The sequence below is a fragment of the Citrobacter sp. Cpo148 genome, from assembly GCF_030332375.1.
Taxonomy (GTDB): domain Bacteria; phylum Pseudomonadota; class Gammaproteobacteria; order Enterobacterales; family Enterobacteriaceae; genus Citrobacter; species Citrobacter portucalensis.
Genome location: NZ_JAOWHY010000027.1, coordinates 1 through 21014 on the forward strand (window position 1 = coordinate 1; position 21014 = coordinate 21014).

General features: G+C 52.9%; 19 protein-coding genes and 1 tRNA gene. 13 read left to right on the top strand and 7 right to left on the bottom strand.

The window, feature by feature from the left end:
- Positions 1-125 precede the first annotated feature (125 nt).
- Positions 126-201, top strand: a tRNA-Trp gene (locus tag OGY10_RS00285).
- Between the two features lie 100 nt (positions 202-301).
- On the opposite strand, the gene hdfR is transcribed toward OGY10_RS00285, so the two are convergent.
- Positions 302-1147, bottom strand: coding sequence for an HTH-type transcriptional regulator HdfR (gene hdfR / locus OGY10_RS00290; protein ID WP_008787063.1), 846 nt, complete (start codon positions 1145-1147; stop codon positions 302-304).
- Between the two features lie 106 nt (positions 1148-1253).
- Between hdfR and maoP the strand changes: the two genes are divergently transcribed.
- A complete protein-coding gene (maoP, locus tag OGY10_RS00295; protein ID WP_003018025.1) occupies positions 1254-1592 on the top strand; it encodes a macrodomain Ori organization protein MaoP in 339 nt (112 codons plus the stop codon).
- Positions 1593-1616: 24 nt separating this feature from the next.
- Here the strand turns inward: maoP and OGY10_RS00300 are convergent, their stop codons facing one another.
- Positions 1617-3137 carry a YifB family Mg chelatase-like AAA ATPase gene (locus tag OGY10_RS00300; RefSeq protein WP_286576006.1) on the bottom strand — a complete coding sequence of 507 codons (1521 nt, stop codon included), beginning with the start codon at positions 3135-3137 and terminating at the stop codon, positions 1617-1619.
- Between the two features lie 352 nt (positions 3138-3489).
- Here OGY10_RS00300 and ilvL point away from each other — a divergent pair, with 352 nt between their 5' ends.
- The 6 genes from ilvL (at position 3490) to ilvA (ending at position 10140) form a co-directional block, all read left to right on the top strand.
- Entirely contained in the window at positions 3490-3588 is a 99-nt protein-coding gene (gene ilvL / locus OGY10_RS00305; RefSeq protein WP_001311244.1) for an ilv operon leader peptide, read from the top strand.
- 139 nt (positions 3589-3727) lie between these two features.
- A complete protein-coding gene (ilvG, locus tag OGY10_RS00310) occupies positions 3728-5374 on the top strand; it encodes an acetolactate synthase 2 catalytic subunit (RefSeq protein WP_103284535.1) in 1647 nt (548 codons plus the stop codon).
- Positions 5371-5634 carry an acetolactate synthase 2 small subunit gene (gene ilvM / locus OGY10_RS00315; protein ID WP_003018017.1) on the top strand — a complete coding sequence of 88 codons (264 nt, stop codon included), beginning with the start codon at positions 5371-5373 and terminating at the stop codon, positions 5632-5634. The genes ilvG and ilvM overlap by 4 nt, the downstream gene beginning before the upstream one ends.
- A gap of 17 nt (positions 5635-5651) precedes the next feature.
- The gene (locus OGY10_RS00320; RefSeq protein ID WP_003829030.1) at positions 5652-6581 is read left to right on the top strand and encodes a branched-chain amino acid transaminase; all 930 of its coding nucleotides are present in this window, start codon (positions 5652-5654) and stop codon (positions 6579-6581) included.
- Positions 6582-6739: 158 nt separating this feature from the next.
- The gene (ilvD, locus tag OGY10_RS00325; RefSeq protein ID WP_003829028.1) at positions 6740-8590 is read left to right on the top strand and encodes a dihydroxy-acid dehydratase; all 1851 of its coding nucleotides are present in this window, start codon (positions 6740-6742) and stop codon (positions 8588-8590) included.
- Between the two features lie 5 nt (positions 8591-8595).
- A complete protein-coding gene (gene ilvA / locus OGY10_RS00330; RefSeq protein ID WP_003018007.1) occupies positions 8596-10140 on the top strand; it encodes a threonine ammonia-lyase, biosynthetic in 1545 nt (514 codons plus the stop codon).
- Between the two features lie 63 nt (positions 10141-10203).
- Here the strand turns inward: ilvA and fabV are convergent, their stop codons facing one another.
- Together fabV and ilvY are read right to left on the bottom strand one after the other, a co-directional pair.
- Entirely contained in the window at positions 10204-11397 is a 1194-nt protein-coding gene (fabV, locus tag OGY10_RS00335; RefSeq protein WP_008787067.1) for an enoyl-ACP reductase FabV, read from the bottom strand.
- A gap of 172 nt (positions 11398-11569) precedes the next feature.
- A complete protein-coding gene (ilvY, locus tag OGY10_RS00340; protein WP_003829023.1) occupies positions 11570-12472 on the bottom strand; it encodes an HTH-type transcriptional activator IlvY in 903 nt (300 codons plus the stop codon).
- 164 nt (positions 12473-12636) lie between these two features.
- Here ilvY and ilvC point away from each other — a divergent pair, with 164 nt between their 5' ends.
- The gene (gene ilvC / locus OGY10_RS00345; RefSeq protein WP_003829020.1) at positions 12637-14112 is read left to right on the top strand and encodes a ketol-acid reductoisomerase; all 1476 of its coding nucleotides are present in this window, start codon (positions 12637-12639) and stop codon (positions 14110-14112) included.
- 100 nt (positions 14113-14212) lie between these two features.
- On the opposite strand, the gene ppiC (OGY10_RS00350) is transcribed toward ilvC, so the two are convergent.
- Both ppiC (OGY10_RS00350) and ppiC (OGY10_RS00355) read right to left on the bottom strand, forming a co-directional pair.
- The gene (gene ppiC / locus OGY10_RS00350; RefSeq protein ID WP_003017999.1) at positions 14213-14494 is read right to left on the bottom strand and encodes a peptidylprolyl isomerase PpiC; all 282 of its coding nucleotides are present in this window, start codon (positions 14492-14494) and stop codon (positions 14213-14215) included.
- Between the two features lie 49 nt (positions 14495-14543).
- Positions 14544-14825 (bottom strand): peptidylprolyl isomerase PpiC, encoded by a 282-nt coding sequence (ppiC, locus tag OGY10_RS00355; RefSeq protein ID WP_038634595.1) that lies wholly within the window; start codon positions 14823-14825, stop codon positions 14544-14546.
- Positions 14826-15018: 193 nt separating this feature from the next.
- Here ppiC (OGY10_RS00355) and OGY10_RS00360 point away from each other — a divergent pair, with 193 nt between their 5' ends.
- The 4 genes from OGY10_RS00360 to rep all read left to right on the top strand — a co-directional run bounded on the left by OGY10_RS00360 (position 15019) and on the right by rep (position 19352).
- Complete coding sequence (locus OGY10_RS00360) at positions 15019-15723, top strand: Crp/Fnr family transcriptional regulator (protein WP_048227558.1); 705 nt, start codon at positions 15019-15021, stop codon at positions 15721-15723.
- A 25-nt stretch (positions 15724-15748) separates the two neighbouring features.
- Positions 15749-16498, top strand: a complete 750-nt coding sequence (locus OGY10_RS00365) for a nucleoside phosphorylase (protein ID WP_048227515.1) — start codon at positions 15749-15751, stop codon at positions 16496-16498.
- Positions 16498-17226 (top strand): nicotinamide riboside transporter PnuC, encoded by a 729-nt coding sequence (gene pnuC, locus OGY10_RS00370; protein WP_128612342.1) that lies wholly within the window; start codon positions 16498-16500, stop codon positions 17224-17226. Before OGY10_RS00365 ends, pnuC begins: the two co-directional genes overlap by 1 nt.
- Positions 17227-17330: 104 nt before the next feature.
- Positions 17331-19352 carry a DNA helicase Rep gene (gene rep / locus OGY10_RS00375; RefSeq protein ID WP_286576009.1) on the top strand — a complete coding sequence of 674 codons (2022 nt, stop codon included), beginning with the start codon at positions 17331-17333 and terminating at the stop codon, positions 19350-19352.
- Between the two features lie 51 nt (positions 19353-19403).
- Here rep and gppA read toward each other — a convergent pair whose 3' ends face one another.
- Positions 19404-20885 carry a guanosine-5'-triphosphate,3'-diphosphate diphosphatase gene (gene gppA / locus OGY10_RS00380; protein ID WP_003829016.1) on the bottom strand — a complete coding sequence of 494 codons (1482 nt, stop codon included), beginning with the start codon at positions 20883-20885 and terminating at the stop codon, positions 19404-19406.
- Between the last annotated feature and the right edge of the window lie 129 nt (positions 20886-21014).

A 21014-nucleotide genomic window follows, 5' to 3' on the forward strand; every position in this document is an offset into this window, starting at 1 on the left:
CGGTAGTTCAGTTGGTTAGAATACCTGCCTGTCACGCAGGGGGTCGCGGGTTCGAGTCCCGTCCGTTCCGCCACTTATTAGAAAATTAAGCCTGCTACTAAGCAGGCTTAATGATAAGAAGATTTAGGGGCGTAGCTCAGTTGGTAGAGCACCGGTCTCCAAAACCGGGTGTCGCGAGTTCGAGTCTCTCCGCCCCTGCCAGAAACAATCCTTAGCATTATTGCTAAGGATTTTTTTTTACCTGTAATTTGAGTTTTTCCTTCTTTCTATTTTACTCCCGGCATCCTTGCCAGCGTTTTCCTTAATCTTCCAGAATATTCGTTCTCAGCAGATCGCAAATCAGCGCATGTTTATCGCTATTTTGCAGCCAAACTGCATATAACGGGCGTGAAAGCGTTGTACTGTCAGTAACCGTATGGAGATCGCTTTTACCTTTAGCCCAGCTGACCGGTAGCCAGCTAAAACCTTTGAGGACTGAAAGTTGCTGCCTGGCTAATTCTGCCGAACTGGTGGTAAGTACCGGCACTTCATCTCCCGCAATCAATCCAGCCTCGTGTTGCTGAAAGTCAGGTCCCCATTCCAGACGCAGATAATTCAGTTCATCTTTGGTTTGTGAAGGAGAACTGCAATAGAGCGCCAGCGTGAAATATCCCAACAGTTGGCTGCTAAATTCGTCCATTTTGGGCGTTTCGGTAGTAATCAATAGATCAAGCTGTCGTTCATGAAGCTGTTTTACTAACGACTGTCGCTGCGCGATCCTCGCTTCAAATTGTAGGCTGGATTGTGGCTCCTGGGATTGGTACAAACGCCCCAGCCAGCCATTAAGCATGCATTCCCAGAGGGATGCGCTGGCACCAATAGAAAACTCGTTATGCCGCGAGGTATTCGCAACCTCCTTACGTGCTGCTTGCCACGTATTCATCAGCGTTTCAGCGTAAGGTAATAATTTTTCACCTGCAGCGGTTAAACGGATATTGTTTCTGTGTCGGGTGAACAGGTTTACACCCAATTGATTTTCCAGTTGTCTTATCCGAAAACTAACCGCTGATTGGGTCAGATAGAGCGCTTCAGCAGCCCTGCCAAAGTGGCGTGTCCGGCTAACTTCCAGGAAAGTTTTTAACAATTCCGTATCCACAACTCGCTCCATAAAATTATTTGTCGTTATGATTTAAATCTTTTGTTTGACGCTCTGTCAAGCGTAACTAATACTCCGCGCCATAAATAGCTCGGCCAAAGAATTAGGAGCGTGCAGGATGGCGGAAAGCTTTACGACGACTAATCGATATTTCGATAATAAATATTATCCCCGCGGATTCTCCCGTCATGGTGATTTCACCATTAAAGAAGCACAACTGCTTGAGCGTCACGGTTATGCTTTCAACGAGCTGGATCTGGGCAAGCGTGAGCCGGTAACGGAAGAAGAAAAACTGTTTGTTGCGGTATGCCGTGGTGAGCGTGAACCGGTTACCGAAGCTGAACGTGTGTGGTCCAAATACATGACGCGCATTAAGCGTCCAAAACGCTTCCACACGCTGTCTGGCGGGAAACCTCAGGTGGAAGGTGCGGAAGACTACACCGAATCTGATGATTAATAAAAAAGGGCGAAAGCCCTTTTTTTATGCCAGTAGTTTCTGCAAATGAATGAGTAATCTGTCTATCGCCCGATACCCAACAGCCTCCTGTAAGTGCTGGCGAGAGATATGGTCAGATTGTTCTATATCCGCGATCGTTCGAGCGACCTTTATCAGGCGTAACCAGGCGCGGATGGATAATCCGAGATGCGCGAGCGTTTCTTCAAGCCACTGCGCATCGTCGCTACGCAGTGGACAGTATTTATGGATATCCTGACTGTCCAGGTGCGCATTTAACTTATTCTGCCGCTGATACTGACGCTCTCGTGCTGCCATAACGCGTTGCTTCACCGTTGCGCTATCTTCCCCTTTTACCTGGCTCTGGCTGAGTATGCCGGGCGGCGGTAAGGGGATTTCGAGGGAGAGATCGAAGCGGTCAAGAAATGGACCTGATAATCGATTGAGGTAGCGTAGCGTCTGCTCTGGGGTACAGCGGTTATGGTTCCCCTGATAATGTCCTGTTGGGCTGGGATTCATGGCAGCAATAAGCTGAAAACGCGCGGGGTAAGTTATTTTTGCCCGAGTACGGGATAAATGAATCTGCCCGGACTCAATGGGCTCTCGCAGTGCATCCAGCGTGTGCCGCTCAAACTCGGGAAGCTCATCCAGAAACAGTATGCCGTTATGCGCCAGAGATATCTCGCCTGGCGCAGGAATAGAGCCGCCACCGACCATGGCAGTTAATGAAGCACTGTGATGCGGCGAACGAAAAGGGCGTTGTTTCCACTGTTTTTGTAGCGTGTCGGAATTGACCAGACTTAGAATCGCGGCGCTTTCCAGTGCCTCATCATTACTCAGTGGCGGAAGCAATCCTCTCAGGCGACTGGCCAGCATGGTCTTACCCGTTCCCGGCGGCCCGATGAGTAAGAGGTTATGACCGCCAGCTGCGGTAAGTTCCAGTCCGCGTTTACCCTGTTCCTGGCCGATAACATCGCTCAGATCATCTGCTAATGCGCAGGGGGTAAAATCTGCAGATGATGGTCTGTCTAAATCATGCTTACCTTCGAGAAATGCGCATACGGCCTGTAGATGATCGGCTATCAGGCACCCTTCACCGTGTATCAGTCCCACTTCAGCTGCATTCTCTTTTGCGACAATAATTCTCCTGCCTGCGCGAATAGCTTCAGTTGCACTTGATATCGCACCGGGAACGCCGCGTAACGCGCCTGTAAGCGCTAATTCGCCTACCAGCTCATATGTATCGAGGTTATGGGTTGTAAGCTGCTCAGACGCTGCCAGAAGCGCAACTGCGATAGGTAAATCATATCGTCCCCCTTCTTTCGGGAGATCGGCCGGAGCGAGGTTTATGGTTATCTTCTTCGCCGGGAATTCATAACCGCTATTAATAATCGCACTGCGAACTCGATCGCGAGCCTCTTTTACCGTTGTTTCGGGTAATCCCACCATGGTTAAACCAGGCAAACCATTGCTGATATGTACCTCGATGGTAATGGCTGGCGCATTCACGCCCAGCGCAGCGCGTGTGTGAACAATCGATAGTGACATAAGCCCTCCTGATGAAAGCATTATGTCGCAATACATCGCGGCAAGATTTCACATAATTACGGTTTTTAGAGGCTTATTCCTGTGTTTTTATGTAGCTCAATACTGCTTGCATAAAGCCTGGAATAGCGCTCGCAAACGCTTTTGAATAACGTTTTTAGTAGGAAACGGGTTGCCGAGAATCACCTGAAACGTGAAATATTTTCACTTTTGATTTTTTGTATAAAAAACAACGATATTTATCTAAACCGTTAACGGCGTCAGAAAAACGAATAAAAAAATATCTTGTGTCATTTGCAAATTCTATGGTAACTCTTTAGGTATTCCTTCGAACAAGATGCAAGAAAATACAAAAATGACAGCCCTTCTACGAGTGATTAGCCTGGTCGTGATTAGCGTGGTGGTGATTATTATCCCACCGTGCGGGGCTGCACTTGGACGAGGAAAGGCTTAGAAAACAAGCCTTAACGAACTAAGACCCCCGCACCGAAAGGTCCGGGGGTTTTTTTTGACCTTAAAAACATACATGAGGAGCAGAAAGTGAACGGTAGCATAAAATTCTGTTTCTCAAGATTTACGGCGGGGATGTAACTATGAATGGGGCACAGTGGGTGGTACATGCGTTGCGTGCACAAGGGGTTCAAACCGTCTTTGGTTATCCTGGTGGCGCAATTATGCCGGTTTACGATGCGTTGTATGACGGCGGCGTAGAACACCTGTTGTGCCGACACGAGCAGGGCGCGGCAATGGCGGCAATTGGCTATGCCCGTGCGACCGGTAAAACCGGCGTGTGTATCGCCACTTCAGGTCCTGGCGCTACCAACCTGATCACCGGACTTGCCGATGCGCTGTTAGATTCTGTTCCTGTGGTGGCGATCACCGGTCAGGTGGCCTCACCTTTCATCGGAACGGATGCGTTTCAGGAAGTGGACGTTCTGGGTATGTCTTTGTCCTGCACCAAACACAGTTTCCTGGTGCAGTCACTGGAAGAGCTGCCGCGCATCATGGCAGAGGCTTTCGCTGTGGCGAACTCCGGTCGTCCGGGTCCGGTTTTGGTTGATATCCCGAAAGATATCCAGCTGGCCAGCGGTACGCTGGAGCCGTATTTTACGACCGTCGAAAACCTAGAGGTTTTCCCGCACGCTGACGTTGAGCAGGCGCGTAAAATGCTGGCGCAGGCGCAAAAACCGATCCTGTACGTCGGTGGCGGCGTTGGTATGGCGCAGGCGGTCCCGGCCCTGCGTGAATTTATCGCGGTAACCCAAATGCCGGTCGCCTGCACGTTGAAGGGGCTGGGTGCAGTAGAAGCTGACTACCCATACTATTTGGGTATGTTGGGAATGCATGGCACTAAAGCGGCAAATTTCGCGGTGCAAGAATGTGATTTACTGATTGCAGTGGGTGCGCGTTTTGATGACCGGGTGACCGGCAAGCTGAATACCTTCGCGCCGAACGCCAGCGTGATCCACATGGATATCGACCCGGCGGAAATGAACAAGCTGCGCCAGGCGCACGTCGCCCTGCAGGGTGATTTAAATTCTCTGCTGCCGGCATTGCAGCAATCTCTGAAGATTGACGCATGGCGTCAGCATAGCGCTGAACTGCGCACAGAGCATACCTGGCGCTATGATCATCCCGGTGAGGCTATCTACGCGCCACTGTTGTTGAAGCAGTTGTCCGATCGCAAACCCGCAGACAGCGTAGTGACAACGGATGTTGGTCAGCATCAGATGTGGTCGGCGCAGCATATGACCTACACCCGCCCGGAAAATTTCATCACCTCGAGCGGCCTGGGTACGATGGGCTTTGGCCTGCCAGCAGCTGTTGGCGCGCAGGTTGCTCGCCCGAACGATACGGTAATCTGTATCTCCGGTGACGGTTCCTTCATGATGAATGTACAGGAACTGGGCACCGTAAAACGCAAGCAGTTGCCGCTGAAAATAGTCTTACTCGACAACCAGCGGTTAGGCATGGTGCGACAATGGCAGCAGCTGTTTTTCCAGGAACGTTATAGCGAAACCACCCTTACCGATAACCCCGATTTCCTCATGTTGGCCAGCGCCTTCGGCATACCAGGTCAACACATCACCCGTAAAGACCAGGTTGAAGCGGCACTCGACACCATGCTGAACAGCGAGGGGCCATACCTGCTTCATGTCTCAATCGACGAACTTGAGAATGTCTGGCCTCTGGTACCGCCAGGTGCCAGTAACTCAGAAATGCTGGAGAAATTATCATGATGCAACATCAGGTCGCCGTTGAGGCTCGTTTCAATCCGGAAACGTTAGAACGTGTTTTACGCGTGGTACGCCATCGTGGTTTTCAGGTGTGCTCCATGAATATGGAAGCCGCCAGCGATGCGCAAAATATAAATATCGAATTGACCGTTGCCAGCCCCCGGTCGGTCGACTTACTGTTTAGTCAGTTAAGTAAACTGGTAGACGTTGCACATGTTGCTATCTGCCAGAGCACAACCACATCACAACAAATCCGCGCCTGAGCGCAAAAGGAAGAAAAATGACGACGAAAAAAGCTGATTACATTTGGTCTAATGGCGAGATGATTCGTTGGGAAGACGCGAAGGTTCACGTGATGTCCCACGCGCTGCATTACGGTACTTCTGTATTTGAAGGCATCCGTTGCTACGATTCTCACAAAGGGCCGGTGGTGTTCCGTCATCGCGAACATATGCAGCGTCTGCGTGATTCAGCCAAGATCTATCGTTTTCCGGTTTCTCAGAGCGTTGATGAGCTGATGGAAGCTTGCCGCGAGGTGATTCGTAAAAACAATCTGACCAGCGCCTATATCCGTCCGCTGGTGTTTGTTGGCGACGTGGGGATGGGCGTTAACCCGCCAGCGGGATACACCACTGACGTGATCATCGCCGCGTTCCCGTGGGGCGCTTACCTCGGTGCTGAAGCACTGGAGCAGGGGATCGACGCGATGGTTTCTTCCTGGAACCGCGTTGCGCCGAACACCATCCCTACTGCTGCTAAAGCGGGCGGTAACTATCTGTCTTCGCTGCTGGTGGGTAGCGAAGCGCGTCGTCATGGCTATCAGGAAGGCATTGCGCTGGACGTGAATGGCTACATCTCCGAAGGTGCGGGCGAAAACCTGTTTGAAGTAAAAGACGGCATTCTGTTTACCCCGCCGTTTACCTCTTCTGCACTGCCGGGTATTACCCGTGACGCGATCATTAAGCTGGCGAAAGATCTCGATATCGAAGTACGTGAGCAGGTGTTGTCCCGTGAATCACTGTACCTGGCTGACGAAGTGTTCATGTCCGGTACCGCGGCCGAAATCACCCCAGTACGCAGTGTCGATGGTATCCAGGTGGGCGAAGGCCGCTGCGGTCCGGTCACCAAACGCATCCAGCAGGCCTTCTTTGGCCTCTTCACCGGTGAAACGGAAGATAAATACGGCTGGTTGGATTCAGTAAACCAATAAAAAAATTAATATTTCCCCAAAATAATTCACGTTGCAGGAAGACGGCAACGCAGCAAGTCCCAGGAGCTTACTGTAGTAAGTGACTGGGGTGAGCGAGGCGGCCAACGCACCTGCGGCGTGAAGTATGCAGGGGAAAGACAGACGGGAGTTAATCAAGCATGCCTAAGTATCGTTCTGCTACCACCACCCACGGCCGCAATATGGCGGGTGCCCGCGCATTGTGGCGCGCCACCGGGATGACCGATGATGACTTCGGTAAACCGATTATCGCTGTGGTGAACTCCTTTACCCAGTTTGTGCCGGGTCACGTCCACCTGCGCGATCTCGGTAAGCTGGTTGCCGAACAAATCGAAGCCTCAGGCGGCGTGGCGAAAGAGTTCAACACCATTGCTGTGGATGATGGTATCGCCATGGGTCATGGCGGCATGCTGTATTCACTGCCGTCGCGTGAGCTGATCGCTGACTCCGTTGAGTACATGGTTAACGCCCACTGCGCCGATGCGATGGTCTGCATCTCCAACTGCGACAAAATCACCCCCGGGATGTTAATGGCCTCTTTGCGCCTGAATATTCCGGTGATCTTTGTTTCCGGCGGTCCGATGGAAGCCGGGAAAACCAAGCTCTCTGACCAAATCATCAAGCTCGACCTGGTTGATGCGATGATTCAGGGTGCTGACCCGAAAGTTTCCGACTCACAAAGCGAGCAGGTTGAACGTTCCGCCTGTCCGACCTGCGGCTCCTGTTCCGGTATGTTCACCGCTAACTCGATGAACTGCCTGACTGAAGCGCTGGGCCTGTCGCAGCCGGGTAACGGTTCACTGCTGGCGACTCACGCCGACCGTAAAGAACTGTTCCTCAACGCAGGTAAGCGCATCGTCGAGCTGACCAAACGCTATTACGAGCAGGATGATGCCTCCGCCCTGCCGCGCAACATTGCCAGCAAGGCAGCGTTTGAGAACGCCATGACGCTGGATATCGCCATGGGCGGCTCCACCAATACCGTTCTGCACCTGCTGGCAGCCGCGCAGGAAGCGGAAATCGACTTCACCATGAGTGATATCGACAAGCTGTCCCGCAAAGTCCCGCAGCTGTGTAAAGTGGCGCCGAGCACGCAGAAATACCATATGGAAGACGTGCACCGCGCAGGTGGCGTACTGGGTATTTTAGGCGAACTGGATCGTGCTGGACTGCTGAACCGCGACGTGAAAAACGTGCTGGGGCTGACTCTGCCGCAAACGCTCGATCGGTATGACGTGATGTTGACCAAAGACGACGCGGTGAAAAAAATGTTCCGTGCTGGCCCGGCCGGCATTCGTACTACCCAGGCATTCTCACAGGATTGTCGTTGGGATACGCTGGATGACGACCGCGCTGAAGGCTGCATCCGCTCGCTGGAACATGCTTACAGCAAAGACGGCGGTCTGGCAGTTCTGTACGGTAACTTCGCGGAAAACGGCTGTATTGTAAAAACCGCAGGCGTGGATGACAGCATCCTGAAATTCACCGGCCCGGCAAAAGTGTATGAAAGCCAGGACGATGCAGTTGAAGCCATCCTCGGCGGTAAAGTGGTGGCTGGCGACGTGGTTGTCATTCGCTACGAAGGGCCGAAAGGTGGGCCAGGCATGCAGGAAATGCTCTACCCAACCACCTTCCTGAAATCGATGGGCCTCGGTAAGGCTTGCGCGCTGATTACCGATGGTCGTTTCTCCGGCGGTACTTCGGGGCTTTCCATTGGTCACGTTTCTCCGGAAGCGGCCAGCGGCGGTAATATCGCGATTATCGAAGATGGTGACATGATTGCCATCGATATCCCGAATCGTGGCATTCAATTGCAACTGAGTGATGCGGAAATCGCTGCGCGCCGTGAAGCGCAGGAAGCTCGCGGTGACAAAGCCTGGACGCCAAAAGATCGTCAGCGTCAGGTCTCCTTTGCACTGCGCGCCTACGCCAGCCTGGCAACCAGTGCCGACAAAGGTGCGGTGCGCGATAAGTCGAAGCTCGGGGGATAATGACCATGGCGGATTCACAACCTCTATCCGGCGCTCCTGAGGGCGCCGAGTATCTCAGAGCGGTACTGCGTGCGCCGGTATACGAAGCGGCACAGGTAACGCCGCTACAGAAAATGGAAAAACTCTCTTCGCGCCTCGACAATGTCATTCTGGTGAAGCGCGAAGACCGTCAACCTGTTCACAGCTTCAAGCTACGCGGTGCCTATGCCATGATGGCGGGCTTGACCGAAGAGCAAAAAGCGCATGGCGTCATTACCGCATCGGCTGGTAATCATGCTCAGGGCGTCGCGTTCTCTTCTGCGCGATTAGGCGTGAAGGCGCTGATTGTCATGCCAACGGCTACCGCCGATATCAAAGTCGACGCCGTTCGCGGCTTCGGCGGAGAAGTGCTGCTGCACGGCGCGAACTTTGATGAAGCCAAAGCCAAAGCGATTGAATTGTCGCAGCAGCAGGGGTTTACCTGGGTGCCGCCGTTCGATCATCCGATGGTGATTGCCGGGCAGGGCACGCTGGCGCTGGAGCTGCTCCAGCAGGACGCGCATCTCGATCGCGTCTTTGTGCCAGTTGGTGGTGGCGGATTAGCGGCAGGTGTTGCGGTGCTAATTAAACAGCTGATGCCGCAAATCAAAGTGATTGCCGTGGAAGCGGAAGATTCGGCCTGTCTGAAAGCGGCGCTGGATGCCGGTCATCCGGTGGATCTGCCGCGAGTGGGTCTCTTTGCCGAAGGCGTGGCGGTGAAACGTATTGGCGATGAAACCTTCCGTCTGTGCCAGGAATACCTCGACGATATTATTACCGTGGATAGCGATGCTATTTGCGCGGCAATGAAAGACCTGTTCGAAGATGTACGCGCGGTGGCGGAGCCTTCCGGGGCGCTGGCGCTGGCGGGGATGAAAAAATACATCGCCCAGCATAATATTCGCGGTGAGCGTCTGGCGCATGTTCTTTCCGGCGCTAACGTTAACTTCCACGGCCTGCGCTACGTTTCCGAACGTTGCGAGCTGGGGGAACAGCGCGAAGCCTTGCTGGCCGTGACCATCCCGGAAGAAAAGGGCAGCTTCCTGAAGTTTTGCCAACTGCTGGGCGGGCGCTCGGTGACCGAGTTTAACTACCGCTTTGCTGATGCGAAAGACGCCTGCATTTTTGTCGGCGTACGTCTGAGTCGTGGGCTGGAAGAGCGTAAGGAAATCCTGCAACTGCTCAATGAGGGCGGCTATAGCGTGGTGGATCTGTCTGATGACGAGATGGCGAAGCTACACGTACGCTATATGGTCGGTGGACGTCCGTCGAAACCCTTACAGGAACGTCTTTATAGCTTCGAATTTCCGGAGTCGCCGGGGGCGTTGCTCAAATTCCTGCATACCCTGGGGACGCACTGGAATATTTCATTGTTCCACTATCGCAGTCACGGCACTGACTATGGTCGTGTGCTGGCGGCGTTTGAGTTGGGTGAACACGAGCCTGATTTCGAAACGCGGCTGAATGAACTGGGTTATGACTGTCATGATGAAACACATAACCCGGCGTTCAGGTTCTTCCTGGCGGGTTAACGACAGCCATTAAAAAAGGGTTCATGTAAAAACATGAACCCTTTTTGCTACTGTATCAGCAGATTACAGCGTGATAACGTCGAATTCGACTTCGGTATTCACGTCAGCATCGTAATCCACACCGTCGAGGGCAAAACCGAACAGGTTCAGGAATTCCTGCTTGTATCCTGCATAGTCAGTTTCTTGCGCCAGGTTTTCGGTAGTGATCAGCGGCCACAGATCGCGACATGCCTGCTGAATGTCGTCACGCAGTTCCCAGTCATCCATACGGATACGCTGGTTGTCATCAAGCGCCACTTTATCGCCGTACAGGCTGGTGGTCATCAGACGGTTGATCTGCTCAATACAACCTTCGTGAATCCCCTGCGCTTTCATCAGCTTGAAGACCATGGAGATGTACAGTGGCATTACCGGAATCGCAGAAGATGCCTGGGTGATGACGGACTTCAGTACGGCAACGTTAGCGGAACCGTTCAGCGGTGCCAGCTGGTTACGCAGTTCTCCCGCCGCGCGATCGAGGTCTTCTTTCGCTTTGCCCAGCGCGCCGTGCCAGTAGATTGGCCAGGTCAGGTCGGTACCGATGTAGGAGTAGGCTACGGTTTTCACGCCATCAGCCAGCACGCCCGCTTCGCTCAGCGCGCCCATCCACAGTTCCCAGTCTTCGCCGCCCATGACGGTGACGGTGTTCTGAACTTCTTCTTCGGTTGCCGGCTCAATGCTGGCGGTGATGATCTGATCTTTGTTGGTATCGATCGCTTTAGAGGTGTAAACCTCACCGATTGGCTTCAGCGCTGAACGGACGATTTCACCGGTTTTCGGCATTTTACGCACTGGGGAAGCCAGTGAGTAAACCACCAGGTCAATCTGACCCAGGTCTTCTTTGATCAGTTTGATCACTTCATCACGGCATTCGTCAGAGAACGCATCGCCGTTGATGCTTTTGGAGTACAGACCTTCACGCTTGGCCGCTTCGTCGAAAGCTGCAGAGTTATACCAGCCTGCGGAACCTGGTTTGGTATCCGTGCCCGGTTTTTCGAAAAATACGCCGATAGTGGCGGCACCGCTGCCAAAGGCGGCGGAAATTCTGGAAGCCAGACCGTAACCGGTGGAAGCACCGATCACCAGCACGCGAGACGGGCCGTTCTCGATTTTCCCGTTCTGCTTAACATACTCGATCTGCTTTTCCACGTTGACTTTGCAGCCAGTCGGATGGGTCGTTGTACAGATGAATCCACGAATTTTTGGTTTGATTATCATAATGATGGCTAATTAAGTTTGTATTTTCGCTGTCAAGTGCGCAATGACACCGTCTGTTCTGGCCTGCTTAACGCGATGGTTAACAAGCCCCCCACTACAATGGATCACGACATTATACAGAAAAGGAGCGCCAATACTGAATCTACCACTGATTTTAGACCTGACGCTGGCGCTACTCTGCGGATTTACGTTCCAGAACAATCTTCCAAAACGCGTCGATCAGCGGTTCATGCAGTCGCTTTTTCGGCGCGCAGACGCCAAGCTCGAACGGTGTTTTTTCGTCACTGCGCTCTAAAATCATCACGCGATTACGCACCGGCTCCGGGCTGTTTTCTAGCACCACTTCCGGCAGCAGAGCTACGCCGCAGCCCAGCGCCACCATTGAGACCATCGCTTCGTGGCCACCCACCGTGGCGTAAATTGATGGGTTGCTGATTTTGTGACGGCGGAACCACAGCTCGATACGGCGGCGTACCGGACCCTGATCGGCCATGATAAACGGCACCGTCGACCAGTCCGGCTTATCGACCGATACCTGATTTCGCACCGGGCAGGGCAGCGCCGGAGCGATCAACACAACCGTCAGATTCTCCAGCATCGAGAACGCCACCGCGCCAGGCAGCGTTTCGGGCTTACCGGCAATTGCCAGATCGGCTTCACCAGTGACAACTTTATCCATCGCATCGGCGGCGTCGCCGGTGGTGAGCTTAATTTCCACTGACGGATGCTCGGCGCGGAAACGGTCAAGGATTGGCGGCAGATGGCTGTAGGCGGCAGTTACCGAACAGAAGATATGCAGTTCGCCCGACAGCGACGGCCCTTGTTGATCTAGGGTGTGGCGTAACTGCTGGTACTGCAACAGCGTCTGTTGGGCAAACACGCGCAGCTCTTCACCTGCTTCGGTCAGTGTAACCGTGCGGTTATCGCGCACAAACAGCGGCTGGCCGAGGTCTTCTTCGAGGCGCTGAATCTGTCGGGAAAGCGTGGATGGGCTGACGTGCATTGCCCGCGCGCTGCGACCAAAGTGACGACTTTCAGCCAAATGCAGGAACATTTTCAGATCGCGTAAATCCACAGACGAGCCTCCGATTTTCTACGTTGCATAAATTGCAATGTGACGTTGTGAATATATCAATTTCCGCAATAAATTTCCTGTTGTAATGTGGATTCAATCTCGCAAATACAAATCTGCGAACCGAATAATAAGCACCACAACACAACATCACGGAGTACACCATCATGGCTAACTACTTTAATACACTGAACCTGCGCCAGCAGCTGGCACAGCTGGGTAAATGTCGCTTTATGGGTCGCGACGAATTCGCCGATGGTGCGAGCTACCTTCAGGGTAAAAAAGTGGTCATCGTCGGCTGTGGCGCCCAGGGTCTGAACCAGGGCCTGAACATGCGTGACTCCGGTCTGGATATCTCCTACGCACTGCGTAAAGAAGCCATTGCTGAGAAGCGTGCTTCCTGGCGTAAAGCGACCGAAAACGGCTTCAAAGTGGGTACCTACGAAGAGCTGATCCCGCAGGCTGATCTGGTGGTTAACCTGACGCCGGACAAGCAGCACTCCGACGTTGTGCGTTCTGTACAGCCGCTGATGAAAGACGGTGCAGCGCTGGGTTACTCCCACGGCTTCAACATCGTGGAAGTGGGCGAGCAGATCCGTAAAGACATCACCGTTGTGATGGTGGCACCGAAATGCCCGGGTACTGAAGTTCGTGAAGAGTACAAACGTGGTTTCGGCGTACCTACGCTGATCGCCGTTCACCCGGAAAATGATCCGAAAGGCGAAGGCATGGCGATTGCTAAAGCCTGGGCTGCGGCCACCGGCGGTCACCGTGCTGGCGTACTGGAGTCCTCCTTCGTTGCGGAAGTGAAATCTGACCTGATGGGTGAGCAGACTATCCTGTGCGGTATGCTGCAGGCCGGTTCTCTGCTGTGCTTCGATAAGCTGGTGGAAGAGGGTACTGACCCGGCATATGCTGAAAAACTGATTCAGTTCGGCTGGGAAACCATCACCGAAGCGCTGAAGCAGGGCGGCATCACTCTGATGATGGACCGTCTGTCTAACCCGGCGAAACTGCGTGCTTACGCGCTGTCCGAACAGTTGAAAGAGATCATGGCGCCGCTGTTCCAGAAACACATGGATGACATCATCTCCGGTGAATTCTCTTCCGGCATGATGGCTGACTGGGCCAACGACGATAAGAAACTGCTGACCTGGCGTGAAGAGACCGGCAAAACCGCGTTCGAAACCGCTGCCCAGTTCGACGGTAAAATCGGCGAGCAGGAATACTTTGATAAAGGCGTTCTGATGATTGCGATGGTGAAAGCGGGCGTTGAGCTGGCGTTCGAAACCATGGTGGATTCCGGCATCATCGAAGAATCTGCTTACTACGAATCACTGCACGAACTGCCGCTGATCGCCAACACCATTGCCCGTAAGCGTCTGTACGAAATGAACGTGGTTATCTCTGATACCGCAGAATACGGCAACTACCTGTTCTCTTACGCTTGCGTACCGCTGCTGAAAGAGTTCATGACCACCCTGCAGACCGGCGACCTGGGCAAAGCGATTGCTGAAGGCGCGGTAGACAACGCGCAGCTGCGTGACGTGAACGATGCGATTCGCGGCCATGCTATCGAGAAAGTGGGCCAGAAACTGCGTGGCTACATGACCGATATGAAGCGCATTGCGGTCGCAGGATAATTCCTCATAGAGGAATGGCATATCAACAGCGCTTCGTAGGCCGGATAAGCGAAGCGCTATCCGGCAAAAAAAGCCCGGTGTTTAAACACCGGGCTTTCTATTAGTTACGGTACAGCACTTTAATGATGTGGTAACCGAACTGAGTGTGCAGCGGGCCGGTTGGCTCCAGCACAGGGCAGGAAAAGACCACTTTATCGAACGCCGGAACCATCTGGCCCTGACGGAATTCGCCTAAATCACCGCCGCGTTTGCCTGATGGGCAGATGGAGTGTTTCTTCGCCAGTTTGCCGAAGTCGGCGCCGTTTTTAATCTGTTCCAGAAGATCCAGTGCCAGTTTCTCTTCTTTAACAAGGATATGCACTGCTGCTGCTGTTTTTGCCATGATCGTGCCTTCAAAAGGGGGTCTGTAAGGCTCGCGATTTTAGCATGGCTTACCGTCGATACAGCACTTTGATGATGTGGTAGCCAAATTTGGTTTTTACAGGCCCGTAAGGTTTAAGCAGTGGGCAGCTAAACACAGCGGCATCAAATGGTCCCACCATCATCCCCTGTTTGAACTCGCCCAGATCGCCTCCGTTGCGCCCAGAGGGGCAGCGAGAATAGCGTTTTGCCAAATGATCGAAGCTAATACCGCGATCCAGCTTGCTCAGGATCTCCAGAGCTAATTTCTCTTCTTTTACCAGGATATGTAGGGCTGCCGCGCTCTTAGCCATTATTTTGTTCTCATGTCTCAAAGATGTCCCATTACTTTATCACCCGTCTTAGTCGTGGACATATACTCTTCGCCATCGCGGGACAGATGTCTCGCCTGATGTATGGAAACGGGAGATGAGCGACATTTTCTCTGCCGCATTCCCTTTTGCCGGGGACCTCCGTCCTGTCCCTACAGCCATGGAGCGAGATATCATGGATACAATGAAAAAAACTGAATTTTCAGTCGGATGGCTTACCGGGCTGGGTGATATTGTTCGCGATCCACAGCTCTATGAATTATTGAAATATTGCCCTCTGGACATCATGCAGCGCTGGCGTTTTGAAGAGATCCAACGCGGTGCCTTTATCTGTCGGCAGGGGGAAATATGTCAGCGTTTTTCGCTGATTATTGCCGGTGAAGTCGATGTTTTCTATGAGGCTGAAGATGGACGTCGTTATCGTCAAGCCCGCTACCGGAAAGGCGATATGCTGGGCGAACTCGAGATTTTTGAGTCGCGCCATTACATCTGTTCGGTAGTGGCGGTAGGACATGTGCAGCTTCTGAGCTTATCGCAGGAATACTTCAGCCGCTGGCTGGCGTTAGATAACCATTTTAACCAGCGGATGCTGCGCTTCTTTAGTCAGCAATATTACCAGCTGTCGAAAAAGGCCAGCAGCGACAATCTTTACTCGCTGTATCAGCGAGTGTGCCAGGCGTTATGGCTGCGTTATCAACAAGATGGCACGAATGAAATTTTGCTGGATAAGCTAAACCTCAGCGAGGAGCTGGCGGCGACGACCCGTAGTATTAATCGTATTTTACATGATCTGAAAGCGTTACAGATTATTGATACCGATGGTGAAAGCATTGTGTTGTTAGTCCCTGAAAAGTTAAAGCAGGAGGCTGATATCGGATAACCGTAAGAGTGAAGGAGGCGCGAGAATGTCGCTGCAACCCCATATCCAGTTAAGCAAGGAGATGACAGGCGCACGCTATGCGCTGCTGCCGGGAGACCCGTTGCGAGTCGATCGCATCGCCAATTTTCTTGATAACCCAGAATCGCTTGGTCAAAACCGTGAGTTTCGCGCCGCGCGAGGTTGGTATCAGGGGATCGAGATTTTAGTGCTCTCTACCGGAATCGGTGGGCCGTCTACGGCTATTGCCATTGAAGAACTGCGTCAAATCGGTGTAAAGACCCTGATTCGTATCGGTAGCTGCGGGGCATTGCAGGATAATCTTGCGCTTGGTGACGTGATTATCGCCCATGCCGCGGTAACGGATGACGGGACCAGCCGTACCTATGCGCCTGCGGGCTATCCGGCCTGCGCCGACCCGCAGTTAACCTGGGAACTGATGGCGCAGGCGCGGCAGATGAATATTCCCGCCACATGCGGCCTGGTGCGCAGCCACGATAGTTTTTATACCGACCGGGAAGCGGAACTGGATGCGCAGTGGTCGGCACTCGGCGTTCTGGGTGCGGATATGGAAAGTGCCGCTTTGATGACCATCGGTGCGCTGCGCGGGTTACGTACGGCGTCATTACTCAATGTGGTGGTTGCCCACAACGGTTGTCTGGATAGCAGTATCAATGATTATGTCCAGCAGGAAACGTTGTGCCAACAGGGCGAAGAACGGCAAATTACCCTGGCGCTACGCGCCATTCATTCCGATAGTCAGCAAGGAGGTCAGTGATGGACTTTTTTAGCATTAACAATGTAATGGTCAACATTCCTCTCGGCGAAGGCGGCTATGCACTATCTTGGATTGAAGCCATTGGTACCGTATTTGGTCTGTTATGTATCTGGTGTGCCAGCCGGGAAAAAATCATCAATTACCTGTTTGGCCTGATTAACGTCACGCTGTTTGCGGCAATCTTTTTCCAGATTCAGCTCTATGCCAGCTTGTTGCTACAGGTGTTTTTCTTCGCCGCTAACATTTACGGTTGGTATGCGTGGAGCCGACAAAACGAGGCGCAGGAAGCTGCGCTCAAGGTACGTTGGCTTTCCCGTCAGCAAACCCTGGTGCTGGGCGGCGTTTGTGCGGTGGCGATAGTTTTGATGACGCTGTTTATCGATCCGGTGTTTGCAGCGCTTACCCGCATTATGATTGCACTGCTACAAATGATAGGTATACCGGTCGCGATGCCTGACCTTCAGCCCGATGCCTTCCCGTTCTGGGATTCCACCATGCTGGTGTTGTCGATTGCGGCCATGGTACTGATGACGCGCAAATTCGTCGAAAACTGGCTGCTGTGGGTGCTTATCGACGTGATTAGCGTGGTTATTTACGCGGTGCAGGGCGTTTACGCCATGTCGCTTGAGTATGTCCTGCTGACGGCAATCGCGGTGATGGGATCCTACAGCTGGATCAAGAGCGCGCAGCGCAACGGCTATACACCACTAGCCGCGACGGCTTCCTGATTGACCCGATTTTCTGGCTACTCACAGGGGTAGCCAGTTACTCTTTTTCTCCCTCTTTCTGCTACAATCCACCTCCCCCGTGTTTACAGATTGAGCAATCCCTTATGCGTTTGAACCCCGGACAACAACAAGCCGTCGAATTCGTCACCGGACCTTGCCTGGTGCTGGCGGGAGCTGGTTCCGGCAAGACGCGTGTTATCACCAACAAAATAGCCCATCTGATCCGTGAATGTGGCTATCAGGCACGACATATTGCGGCAGTGACCTTTACCAATAAGGCTGCGCGCGAGATGAAAGAGCGCGTGGCGCAAACGCTGGGTCGTAAAGAGGCGCGTGGGTTGATGATCTCCACCTTCCACACCCTGGGACTGGATATCATTAAGCGTGAATACGCGGCGCTGGGGATGAAGTCTAACTTCTCGTTGTTTGACGATACTGACCAGGTGGCCTTGCTTAAGGAACTGACCGAAGGGCTAATCGAAGACGATAAGCTTATTCTCCAGCAGCTGATCTCGACGGTCTCCAACTGGAAAAACGATCTGATGACTCCGGCGCAGGCGGCAGCCAGCGCAAAGGGCGAACGCGATCGTATTTTTGCCCACTGCTATGGTCTGTATGACGCGCATATGAAGGCGTGTAACGTCCTCGATTTTGACGATCTTATCCTGCTTCCTACTCTGCTGCTACAGCGCAATGAAGAAGTGCGTGAGCGCTGGCAAAACAGAATCCGCTACCTGCTGGTGGATGAATATCAGGATACCAACACCAGCCAGTATGAGCTGGTGAAGTTGCTGGTAGGGAAACGTGCGCGCTTTACCGTCGTGGGCGATGACGATCAGTCGATCTACTCCTGGCGCGGCGCCCGTCCGCAGAACCTGGTACTGTTGAGCAAAGATTTTCCGGCTTTACAGGTGGTGAAGCTGGAGCAAAACTACCGTTCATCAGGTCGCATCCTTAAGGCGGCGAACATCCTCATTGCGAACAATCCACACGTCTTTGAAAAGCGGCTCTTTTCCGAGTTGGGTTACGGTGCTGAGCTGAAGGTACTGAGCGCAAATAATGAAGAGCATGAAGCCGAACGTGTGACCGGGGAATTAATTGCCCATCATTTTGTGAACAAGACGCAATATAAAGACTACGCCATCCTGTATCGCGGTAATCATCAGTCGCGCGTGTTCGAAAAGTTTCTGATGCAGAACCGTATCCCGTACAAAATCTCCGGCGGAACATCGTTCTTCTCGCGTCCGGAGATTAAAGATTTGCTGGCCTACCTGCGCGTGCTGAGCAACCCGGATGACGACAGCGCATTTTTGCGCATCGTAAACACGCCAAAGCGTGAAATCGGTCCGGCCACGCTGCAAAAGTTGGGTGAATGGGCGATGACGCGTAATAAAAGCCTGTTTACCGCCAGCTTTGATATGGGGCTTAGCCAGACACTGACCGGGCGCGGGTATGACTCTCTGACCCGCTTTACGCACTGGCTGGGTGAAATTCAGCGCCTGGCGGAGCGCGAACCGGTTGCCGCCGTGCGCGATCTTATCCACGGTATTGATTACGAATCCTGGCTGTATGAAACCTCGCCGAGCCCGAAAGCGGCTGAAATGCGTATGAAAAACGTCAATACGCTGTTCAGCTGGATGACGGAGATGCTGGAAGGCAGTGAGCTGGAAGAGCCGATGACCCTGACCCAGGTCGTTACCCGCTTTACCCTGCGCGACATGATGGAGCGTGGAGAGAGTGAAGAAGAGCTGGATCAGGTGCAGTTGATGACGCTGCATGCCTCAAAAGGGCTGGAGTTCCCTTACGTGTTTATGGTGGGAATGGAAGAAGGATTTTTGCCGCACCAGAGCAGTATCGATGAAGACAATATCGACGAAGAACGTCGTCTTGCTTACGTAGGGATTACGCGTGCACAGAAAGAACTCATCTTCACTCTGTGCAAAGAGCGTCGTCAGTATGGTGAGCTGGTGCGTCCGGAACCGAGTCGTTTCCTGCTGGAGCTGCCACAGGATGACGTTATCTGGGAACAAGAGCGTAAAGTGGTGAGCGCTGAGGAGCGGATGCAAAAAGGGCAGGCCAGCATTGCTAATATTCGGGCAATGATGGCGAAAGCCAAAGCGAAGTAGGTATTTTGTAGGCCGGATACGTGTAAACGCGCGCTATCCGGCAACCAACATCTAATGAACGTCCAGCGGCCAGTGGACATAGCTTTGCCACTGACTTTCCTGATCGATTAACTCTTTACCCAGCGGATGATGTTCCAGCCAGCCTTCTGGTAGCGTGACCGTCAGGTGCTCGTTTCTTGCATCCATTTGAATTTCCGGCACAAGATCGTCACGGCGACGGCTGGCGAAGATGATCGCCAAACGTAGCAAACGGCAAAGATGCTCCGCGATGCGCGGTGGCACTGCGTTTTGCTGGTGGAGCGAAGAGAGATCGACGGGGTTGGTCTGGTTGAGTAACAGCGTTGCTAGCAGTTTCTTTTGCGCAGGGGTAAAACCCGGGAGATCGAGATTGCGCACCAGATAAGCGGCATGCTGTGGTGCCTGTTTAAAATCAACGCTCAGGCCAATTTCATGCAGCTGACAGGCACTAATCAGTAGTTCGCGGCTAATCGGTTCAAGATGCCACTTTTTTTCTACCTGATCGAGAAATTTAGTCGCTAAATTGGCAACGCGATGTGCTTGCTCTGTATCGACCATAAAGCGACGCTGGATATTGCGTAATGTGCGGCTACGAATATCCTGATCCACCGCCAGATGCAGCATGCCGTAGACCAGACCTTCACGTAATGCGCCGCCGGCCAGGGTCATGCATTGAATGTTCAGTTCGGTGAAAATAGCAATCAGAATGGCCAGCCCGCTGGGGAAAACCAGCGCACGTTCCAGCGTTAACCCTTCGATTTCCAGCTCTTCCAGACGACCGCAGTGAATGGCACGCTGCTTAAGCTGCTGCAGTTTGGCCAACGTAATGCGCTCATCCATACCCTGCGCCATCATGATTTCCTGCAACGCCTGGACGGTACCAGAGGCACCAACGCAAACTTTCCAGCCATGAAAACGCAGTTTGTCGGCGACCGGGCGCAGAACTTCACGTGCGGCCTTCTCTGCCTCGTCAAAGTTTTCCTGTGCCAGATTACGATCGGTAAAATAACGTTCGAGCCAGGTGACGCAGCCCATCGACAGGCTGAACAGAGAGGTGGTTTGTGCGCCGGAACCGGTGACTAATTCAGTGCTGGCGCCACCAATATCCACAACCAGACGCTGATCGGCACCGCCGGTTGTGTGGGCCACACCTTGATAAATCAGTCGCGCTTCTTCTTCACCGCTAATTACCTGGACAGGGCAGCCAAGGATCTCTTGCGCTTTAGCAATAAACACATCGGCATTTACGGCGATGCGTAATGTTGCCGTGGCGACCACGCGGATTTGAGGATGCGGAATATCCTGCAGACGTTCTGCAAACAAGCGCAAGCATTGCCAGCCGCGCTCCATCGCTTCAACAGAGAGCTCGTTGTCACCGTTGAGTCCAGCGGCCAGACGCACTTTGCGTTTGATACGCGTGAGCGTCTGGATGCTTCCTGCCACCTCGCGTACAACCAGCATATGAAAACTATTCGAGCCGAGATCGATTGCCGCATACAGCGAAGTAGAATTCATACACTTCATCCTTCAACCTGTATCTGTGTTGGCTGCGTTCTCTCACCCGAATCATTTACTATAATAAGCTCATCGGGATTCGTTTTCTTGCCGCCTTGATACAGGCTGAATGATTTTGTGTATGGCATA

Coding starts and splice junctions, on each gene's coding strand:
- OGY10_RS00300 (WP_286576006.1), bottom strand. CDS start 3,137: ATGTCACTATCGATTGTTCACACACGCGCTGCGCTGGGCGTGAATGCG.
- rep (WP_286576009.1), top strand. CDS start 17,331: ATGCGTTTGAACCCCGGACAACAACAAGCCGTCGAATTCGTCACCGGA.
- pnuC (WP_128612342.1), top strand. CDS start 16,498: ATGGACTTTTTTAGCATTAACAATGTAATGGTCAACATTCCTCTCGGC.
- fabV (WP_008787067.1), bottom strand. CDS start 11,397: ATGATAATCAAACCAAAAATTCGTGGATTCATCTGTACAACGACCCAT.
- ilvC (WP_003829020.1), top strand. CDS start 12,637: ATGGCTAACTACTTTAATACACTGAACCTGCGCCAGCAGCTGGCACAG.
- gppA (WP_003829016.1), bottom strand. CDS start 20,885: ATGAATTCTACTTCGCTGTATGCGGCAATCGATCTCGGCTCGAATAGT.
- hdfR (WP_008787063.1), bottom strand. CDS start 1,147: ATGGAGCGAGTTGTGGATACGGAATTGTTAAAAACTTTCCTGGAAGTT.
- ilvA (WP_003018007.1), top strand. CDS start 8,596: ATGGCGGATTCACAACCTCTATCCGGCGCTCCTGAGGGCGCCGAGTAT.
- OGY10_RS00360 (WP_048227558.1), top strand. CDS start 15,019: ATGGATACAATGAAAAAAACTGAATTTTCAGTCGGATGGCTTACCGGG.
- ilvL (WP_001311244.1), top strand. CDS start 3,490: ATGACAGCCCTTCTACGAGTGATTAGCCTGGTCGTGATTAGCGTGGTG.
- ppiC (WP_038634595.1), bottom strand. CDS start 14,825: ATGGCTAAGAGCGCGGCAGCCCTACATATCCTGGTAAAAGAAGAGAAA.
- OGY10_RS00365 (WP_048227515.1), top strand. CDS start 15,749: ATGTCGCTGCAACCCCATATCCAGTTAAGCAAGGAGATGACAGGCGCA.
- ilvM (WP_003018017.1), top strand. CDS start 5,371: ATGATGCAACATCAGGTCGCCGTTGAGGCTCGTTTCAATCCGGAAACG.
- OGY10_RS00320 (WP_003829030.1), top strand. CDS start 5,652: ATGACGACGAAAAAAGCTGATTACATTTGGTCTAATGGCGAGATGATT.
- ilvD (WP_003829028.1), top strand. CDS start 6,740: ATGCCTAAGTATCGTTCTGCTACCACCACCCACGGCCGCAATATGGCG.
- ilvG (WP_103284535.1), top strand. CDS start 3,728: ATGAATGGGGCACAGTGGGTGGTACATGCGTTGCGTGCACAAGGGGTT.
- maoP (WP_003018025.1), top strand. CDS start 1,254: ATGGCGGAAAGCTTTACGACGACTAATCGATATTTCGATAATAAATAT.
- ppiC (WP_003017999.1), bottom strand. CDS start 14,494: ATGGCAAAAACAGCAGCAGCAGTGCATATCCTTGTTAAAGAAGAGAAA.